Origin of the sequence: Porphyromonas sp. COT-052 OH4946, from assembly GCF_000765965.1 — a bacterium.
GTDB classification, from domain to species: domain Bacteria; phylum Bacteroidota; class Bacteroidia; order Bacteroidales; family Porphyromonadaceae; genus Porphyromonas; species Porphyromonas gulae.
The window spans coordinates 1-3,354 of record NZ_JQZY01000013.1 but is presented as its reverse complement, the minus strand read 5'-3'; the positions used below and the strand labels follow the sequence as shown (position 1 = coordinate 3,354).

At 50.1% G+C, this 3,354-nt stretch carries 2 protein-coding genes and 1 pseudogene; 1 reads left to right on the top strand and 2 read right to left on the bottom strand.

The genetic code is table 11. The annotated features are described in order from the left end of the window. Together HQ50_RS05025 and HQ50_RS05020 are read right to left on the bottom strand one after the other, a co-directional pair. Positions 1-107 (bottom strand): annotated as a pseudogene (locus HQ50_RS05025) (elongation factor P); the annotation flags it as partial. A gap of 238 nt (positions 108-345) precedes the next feature. Continuing rightward, positions 346-1,905 (bottom strand): lamin tail domain-containing protein, encoded by a 1,560-nt coding sequence (locus HQ50_RS05020; RefSeq protein ID WP_039428818.1) that lies wholly within the window; start codon positions 1,903-1,905, stop codon positions 346-348. A 192-nt stretch (positions 1,906-2,097) separates the two neighbouring features. Here HQ50_RS05020 and HQ50_RS05015 point away from each other — a divergent pair, with 192 nt between their 5' ends. Continuing rightward, positions 2,098-3,111, top strand: coding sequence for an aspartate-semialdehyde dehydrogenase (locus tag HQ50_RS05015; protein ID WP_039428816.1), 1,014 nt, complete (start codon positions 2,098-2,100; stop codon positions 3,109-3,111). Positions 3,112-3,354 lie beyond the last annotated feature (243 nt).

Below are 3,354 nucleotides of genomic sequence, written 5' to 3'. Positions count from 1 at the left end.
AAAGCCGGGCCTTTGCCGGGCTTGACGTGAAGGAATTCGACGATGAAGTAGTACTGTCCCTCTATTTCGAGACACATGCCGTTGCGAAAGTCTGCAGTTGTAGCCATTTGGGTATAATCGTTTTTTATTGATGACGAAAGGGGTAGGGGGCGGTTATCGAAATGCTGCCGATCCTTCGGAATGCAGGCTAAGCCCCCCGTTGCAGGTGCAAAAATAAGAAAAATTGTCNTTTTTATTGATGACGAAAGGGGTAGGGGGCGGTTATCGAAATGCTGCCGATCCTTCGGAATGCAGGCTAAGCCCCCCGTTGCAGGTGCAAAAATAAGAAAAATTGTCGGTGCCGGCTTAGAGCGTAACGATACACTTTCGAGCGTAGACCATGCTATCCGGCCGCTGAATCCATACGACAATCACGTAGGAATAGCCGGTAGGCAAGCCTATGGACTCACCCAGATCCTTCCCTTCGGAGAATTTGCGACACCATCGTTTGGTGGCTGTCCCATCCATGTATTTGACCGTTTTTGCGGACATCAGATAGATAGCACTGCCACATAGCGAGCCTTTCGGGAGGTGGAGAACTTCCTCGGCGATGCTTGCAGGTGGGAGATAACTCTTTCCGTTGCCTTCTGTCTCGTCATCGGGCAGTCCCAATTGAGTGGTATCTGCATTGGAGGATTGGGAGTTGAGGTAACCGGGAGTGGCATATCCTGCCGATTGGAGTCCGCCTGCCCAGTTGGCAGGATCGGATGCAGGAGTCTCGAAGGAGATACGCTCAAGTGATACCCCTCGTCTCGTTACGTTTCCTTCTCCGAGCATTTGAGGAGAGTAGACGACTTCTTCGAGAGGTTGATCGAGGCCTTCCTCGAACAGACCGATCGTAAAGCCCTTATTGGCCAGCTGAGGCAGGTTGCTCATCGTGACTACATTTTGCGCTTGGGGGTAGAATTCGGTGACACCCTCACTCTTCTTGGCGAAGACGATGTATTGTCCCGGGTAGAGCGTATCGGCTACAGTGGGCAATACAGTTGTGGTGGTGTAGCTGCCATTGCTGAGTATGCCTATGGCGAATTTAGAGGGAACGACAGGTTTGTCCATAGGGTTGTATAGTTCGATGTATTCGCTTCCTCCCTCCAGTGGGTTGGCCATCAGTTCGTTGAGTGTAGGTTTCCCGAGTGGGATTGGCTCTTCTTCCTCTTCTTCGGGTGGAGATGCGGTGCCTTCCGTGACACTGAGGTTGTCGAAAGTGAAAGCCTTGGATCGGCTTTTGGTGTAGAAGCAGTCGATGCCGAGGCCACCCGATGAAAAAGGGGATTCGACATCGAAAGAAGAGCTTCCGATAAGGACGGTCTCATTGCCGGTATCATTGGCTCCATTGATCCGGAGCTGCCAGCCGCTACCGACTGCGTATGTGACCGTAAAGCTCGTGGATGGCTTAGTCCCCAGCGGATATGTACTGCCATCGATAAGGATGTCGGAGCGAACGATGCTGCTCTCGCCTGAAGGGAGAACGCGGAGTCGGACATCGAGCAGATCCACTCCTTTCGAGCCGCCACCCCAGCGAAGAGCTACGTAGTCGAATTCGGAGTCGCTGATCTCTCGGTAGCAGTACAGATAACAGTAGAGGTAGTTATTGAGGGTGGGGCGGAAGTCCAGCTTGACATCGCCTTTCCATGTCGTAGTCTTGAAGTACGGGACGGTGATGGCTATGCGCGATTCGTTCACGTCCTCGGGATATTCCACATGGAGCTTGAGCTGTTTTTTGATGATGGCAAAGTCTGCGATATGTCCTCGCCAAGGTGGAGAGGTCAGAGCCGTTATGTGGTCGAAATTTTCAGTCCACTGAGCCGAAAGGGGCAGATACATGACGCTCAGCAAGAAAAGCCAAACAGTAAGACGACGTATCATGGATTTTATTGTTTGTTTCTAAGCGTGGTTTTTCCGTATTTTTGTGCATTCCTTTAGAACAATACTTTAGGGTATTATTCTCACCAAGGACAGCAAAGGTAATGAGAAAAGAAGAGGCTCAGACTTTGTACCAGAGCCTGTCTCTCCGAGTTTTTGGGAAGCATATCAAATAGAAAAACAGAGTAGAAGAAAATGAAAATAGCTATTGTCGGTGCTAGCGGAGCTGTTGGACAGGAGTTTTTGCGAGTATTGTCCCAGCGCGATTTCCCCATGGATGAACTTTATCTTTTCGGTTCTTCGAGAAGTGCCGGAAGCGTTTATTCTTTCAGGGGTAAGGAATATGTGGTTCGCGAATTGAAGGACAACGATGATTTCAAGGGGATAGACATTGCTTTCTGTTCGGCCGGTGGCGATACTTCTATCGCTTTTGCCGATACGATAACCCGCCACGGCACTCTGATGATCGATAACTCCAGTGCTTTCCGCATGCAGGAGGACGTTCCTCTCGTGGTGCCGGAGGTGAATGGAGATGATGCTTTGGTACACCCTCGCAATATCATCTCCAACCCGAACTGTACCACGATTCAGATGGTGGTGGCTCTCAAGCCGATAGAAGACCTTTCTCATATTCGTCGTGTACACGTGGCCACGTACCAGGCTGCCAGCGGTGCCGGTGCACTGGGTATGGCGGAGTTGGTACAGCAAGCCGGAGAGTTGGCTCGGGGCGAGAAACCTACCGTGGACAAATTCGCTTACCAGTTGATGTATAACTTGATTCCGCAGATCGACGTCTTTATGGATAATGACTATACGAAAGAGGAAATGAAGATGCACCGCGAGACCAAGCGTATCATGCATAGCGATGTGATGGTGAGTGCCACCTGTGTGCGTGTGCCTGTCATGCGTGCCCACTCCGAGGCTATTTGGGTGGAAACGGAACGCCCTATCACTCCCGAAGAAGCTCGCACAGCCTTTGCCAAAGCTCCCGGAGTGATGCTGTGCGATGAGCCGTCAGAGAGACGGTATCCCATGCCCCTCTTCGGTACGGAGCGAGATCCTGTAATAGTGGGGCGCATTCGGCAGGATTTGGCCAATCCCAACGGTTTGGCTTTCTGGTGCGTATCGGATCAGATTCGGAAAGGGGCTGCACTCAACGCCGTTCAGATAGCCGAGTATCTCATCGCCAAAGGACATTTCGCTCGCTGATAGCAGTATCGCTTTGCGACATAGCCCGAAAGGAATAAACCCCGAAACAGAAGTAATACTTAAATGTTAGTTGAGCTTCATCTTGTTTAGAAGCAAGAGGCTTCGTAATATTGTCGAACTCCAATGGTAAAGAAAATCTTTATAATGAAGTGATTTAAACTTTTCTTTTTCTCAAACATTTCCTTAGCAGAATTACCATAAATGCAATATAGTTCCATGATTCCCAATTCCTAACCGTTGTTT